The 3,798-nt window shown below is 59.1% G+C and carries 5 protein-coding genes; 2 read left to right on the forward strand and 3 right to left on the reverse strand.

What is annotated here, in order from left to right; all coding sequences use genetic code 11:
* Window positions 1-554, forward strand: a 554-nt coding sequence (gene tsaA, locus DBR24_RS17955) for a tRNA (N6-threonylcarbamoyladenosine(37)-N6)-methyltransferase TrmO (RefSeq protein ID WP_128615420.1), incomplete at its 5' end; no start/stop codon positions are given.
* 87 nt (window positions 555-641) lie between these two features.
* Here the strand turns inward: tsaA and fpr are convergent.
* Entirely contained in the window at window positions 642-1,421 is a 780-nt protein-coding gene (gene fpr / locus DBR24_RS17960; RefSeq protein ID WP_003222277.1) for a ferredoxin-NADP reductase, read from the reverse strand.
* 135 nt (window positions 1,422-1,556) lie between these two features.
* Here fpr and DBR24_RS17965 point away from each other — a divergent pair, with 135 nt between their 5' ends.
* On the forward strand, window positions 1,557-2,483 hold the full coding sequence (locus DBR24_RS17965) for a LysR family transcriptional regulator (protein WP_128615421.1): 927 nt from the start codon (window positions 1,557-1,559) through the stop codon (window positions 2,481-2,483).
* Here DBR24_RS17965 and DBR24_RS17970 read toward each other — a convergent pair.
* A complete protein-coding gene (locus tag DBR24_RS17970) occupies window positions 2,480-2,842 on the reverse strand; it encodes a diacylglycerol kinase (protein ID WP_042607041.1) in 363 nt (120 codons plus the stop codon). The genes DBR24_RS17965 and DBR24_RS17970 overlap by 4 nt on opposite strands.
* 76 nt (window positions 2,843-2,918) lie before the next feature.
* Window positions 2,919-3,566, reverse strand: coding sequence for a response regulator transcription factor ErdR (gene erdR, locus DBR24_RS17975; protein WP_123465189.1), 648 nt, complete (start codon window positions 3,564-3,566; stop codon window positions 2,919-2,921).
* Window positions 3,567-3,798 lie beyond the last annotated feature (232 nt).

The raw sequence follows: 3,798 nt of genomic DNA on the forward strand, positions 1-3,798 counted from the left end.
GTCTGGAGCAGGTCAGCCATGTGTGGCTGCTGTTCCTGTTTCATCAAGCACTGGAAGAAAAACCTCGCCTGAAAGTGCGCCCGCCACGCTTGGGTGGCAACAAATCCATGGGCGTGTTCGCCACCCGCGCCACGCACCGACCGAACGGCATCGGCCAATCAGTGGTGAAACTGGACAAGGTCGAAGCCAATCGCCTGTTCATCTCCGGGATCGACTTGCTTGATGGCACGCCGGTTCTCGACATCAAACCCTACGTGCCATACGCCGACATCATCCCCGAAGCCGCCAACAGCATCGCCAGCGCCGCGCCACAGCTGATTGACGTGCAGTGGACGGATTCGGCGCTGCAACAGGCGCACACACACGCTCAGCGCCTCGACGAGCCGTTGGTTGAGCTGATTGAACAGTGTCTGGCTCAGGATCCGCGCCCGGCGTATCAAACCCCGCTGCCCGAGCGCGAGTACGGCGCACAATTCTGGGATCTGGACGTGCGCTGGCATTACCCGACACCGGAGCAGATCCGCGTGCTCGAAGTGATCCCCGCCGGGGCGTAATCCCCGGAAACGAAAAAGCCCGCGCTGCCTTCTCAGGCAACGCGGGCTTTTACTGTGTCACCACAACACCAATTGTGGGAGCGGGGCTTACTTCTCGACGAATGCACGCTCGATCAGGTAATCACCCGGCTCGCGCATCCGCGCCGAGATCTTCAGGCCGAAGCTGTCGAGCACTTCGCTGGTCTCGTCGAGCATGCTCGGGCTGCCGCAGATCATCGCGCGGTCGTCCTGCGGGTTGATCGGTGGCAGACCGATGTCGCTGAACAGCTTGCCGCTGCGCATCAGGTCGGTCAGACGGCCCTGGTTCTCGAACGGCTCGCGGGTCACGGTCGGGTAGTAGATCAGCTTGTCACGCAGCGCCTCGCCGAAGAACTCGTTCTGCGGCAGGTGCTCGGTGATGAATTCGCGGTAGGCGACTTCGTTGACGTAACGCACACCGTGCACCAGGATCACTTTTTCAAAGCGTTCGTAGGTTTCCGGGTCCTGGATCACGCTCATGAACGGCGCCAGACCGGTACCGGTGCTCAGCAGATACAGGTGTTTGCCCGGATTCAGGTCGTCCAGTACCAGGGTGCCGGTAGGCTTTTTCGAGATGATGATCTCGTCGCCTTCCTTCAGGTGCTGCAGTTGCGAAGTCAGCGGACCGTCAGGCACTTTGATGCTGAAGAACTCGAGATGCTCTTCCCAGTTCGGGCTGGCAATCGAGTAAGCGCGCATAAGCGGGCGGCCGTTGGGCTGTTGCAGGCCGATCATCACGAACTGACCGTTCTCGAAGCGCAGGCCCGGATCGCGGGTGCACTTGAAGCTGAACAGAGTGTCGTTCCAGTGATGAACACTGAGGACACGCTCGTGGTTCATGTTGCTCATGTACGTGGGACTCCTGGATATTGGGTCTGCGCTTGCCTGGAAACGGCCGACGGTGCGCAATTGCATCGCATTCTAATAGCGACGACAATATCTGTTAACTGGATTATTAAGATAAGGGTTATCGGTTATATAGATATGCGATTTACTCTCCGTCAACTGCAAGTCTTCGTCGCCGTCGCCCAGCAGGAAAGCGTATCCCGTGCTGCGGGTCTGCTCAACCTCTCGCAATCGGCTGCCAGCACCTCGATCACCGAACTGGAGCGCCAGTCCAGCTGCCAACTGTTCGATCGCGCGGGTAAACGCCTGAGCCTCAACGCCCTTGGCAAACAACTGTTGCCGCAAGCGGTGGCCCTGCTCGATCAGGCCAAGGAAATCGAAGACCTGCTCAACGGCAAATCCGGTTTCGGCTCGCTGTCGGTGGGAGCGACGCTGACCATCGGCAATTATCTGGCAACCCTGCTGATCGGCGGTTTCATGCAGCGCCACCCGGAAAGCCAGGTGAAGCTGCACGTACAGAACACTGCCAATATCGTGCAACAAGTCGCCCATTACGAAATTGATCTGGGTCTAATCGAAGGCGATTGCAGCCATCCGGACATCGAAGTGCAGAGCTGGGTCGAGGATGAGCTGGTGGTGTTCTGCGCGCCGCAACACCCGCTGGCCAAACGCGGCAGTGCAACCATGGAAGAATTGACCCACGAGGCGTGGATTCTGCGGGAACAGGGTTCCGGCACGCGGCTGACCTTCGATCAGGCCATGCGTCATCATCGCAGCGCGCTGAATATCCGGCTGGAGCTGGAACACACCGAAGCGATCAAACGCGCCGTGGAATCGGGGCTGGGGATTGGCTGCATCTCGCGGCTGGCACTGCGCGATGCATTTCGGCGCGGCAGTCTGGTGCCGGTGGAGACACCGGACCTGGACCTGGCCCGGCAGTTCTACTTCATCTGGCACAAACAGAAATACCAGACTTCGGCCATGCGCGAGTTTCTCGAACTGTGCCGCGCTTTCACCGCCGGGGTGCAGCGCAGCGACGAGATCGTCTTGCAAAATATCGCTTAAAGCAGAATCACTGCCCACACTAGGGCAATCATGCTCAGTGCCACGAATTGTGCGGCGCTGCCCATGTCCTTGGCGTTCTTCGACAGCGGGTGCAATTCCAGCGAGATGCGGTCGATGGCCGCTTCCACTGCCGAGTTCAGCAACTCGACGATCAGCGCCAGCAGGCAGACGGCGATCAACACCGCCTGCTCGACACGGCTGACATTCAGGAAAAACGTCAGTGGGATCAACACCACATTGAGCAGCACCAACTGGCGGAATGCCGCTTCACCGGTGAAGGCTGCGCGCAGACCGTCGAGCGAATAACCGGAAGCGTTGAGGATGCGTTTCAGGCCAGTCTGGCCCTTGAAAGGTGACATAAAGTGAAAACCAACCAATAAGGAGTGGGAAAGCTAGTTCAACAAAAGTCAAAAAAGCGTGAAGTCGCGCGCTTTATCAGCTCGAAATTGACTCAAGTTGTTGCAGAAGCAAGGCCGCCTGAGTCCGGGTGCGCACATTCAACTTGCGAAAGATCGCTGTCACGTGGGCCTTGATGGTCGCTTCCGACACACTCAGCTCGTAGGCAATCTGCTTGTTCAACAACCCTTCGCAGACCATCGTCAGCACGCGGAACTGTTGCGGCGTCAGGCTGGCGAGGCCATCGCTGGCGGCCTTGGCTTCGTCGGACACGCTGACCGCTTCGAAGGCCTGCGGTGGCCAGAACACATCGCCGTCGAGCACTTTGCGCACCGCTTCCTGAATCACACTCAGGTCGCTGGACTTGGGAATAAAGCCGCTGGCGCCGAACTCGCGGGACTTGACCATGACCGAGGCTTCTTCCTGCGCCGACACCATCACCACCGGAATCTGCGGGTATTGCCCGCGCAGCAGCACCAGGCCGGAGAAACCGTAGGCGCCGGGCATGTTCAGGTCCAGCAGGACCAGATCCCAGTCGGCCTTTTCGGTCAGACGCGCTTCCAGCTCGGCGATGCTCGCCACTTCCACCAGCCGTACATCCGGGCCGAGGCCCAGCGTCACCGCTTGGTGCAGTGCGCTACGAAACAGGGGGTGATCATCGGCAATCAGGATGTCGTATGTGGCCATTTTTCAAATGATCCTGTTTTTGATGGCAGACGCGGTGCATTCCGGCCTGACCCAAGCAACTCAAGATGCCGCTTGAAAGCGGTATCCACAGGGGCACGTTCAACGCCAATAACCAGCAAACACGGCGTTTCAAACCTTGGCCGCACCCTAAACGGCGCCAAGCATGCCCAGCGTTAACCGGGTGGTCAAGCAGCACGGCCCCTGCGCTGTACAGTATGGGCCACTATTGGGC

The organism is Pseudomonas sp. HMWF006, assembly GCF_003061205.1.
In the GTDB taxonomy this organism is placed as follows: Bacteria; Pseudomonadota; Gammaproteobacteria; order Pseudomonadales; family Pseudomonadaceae; genus Aquipseudomonas; species Aquipseudomonas monsensis.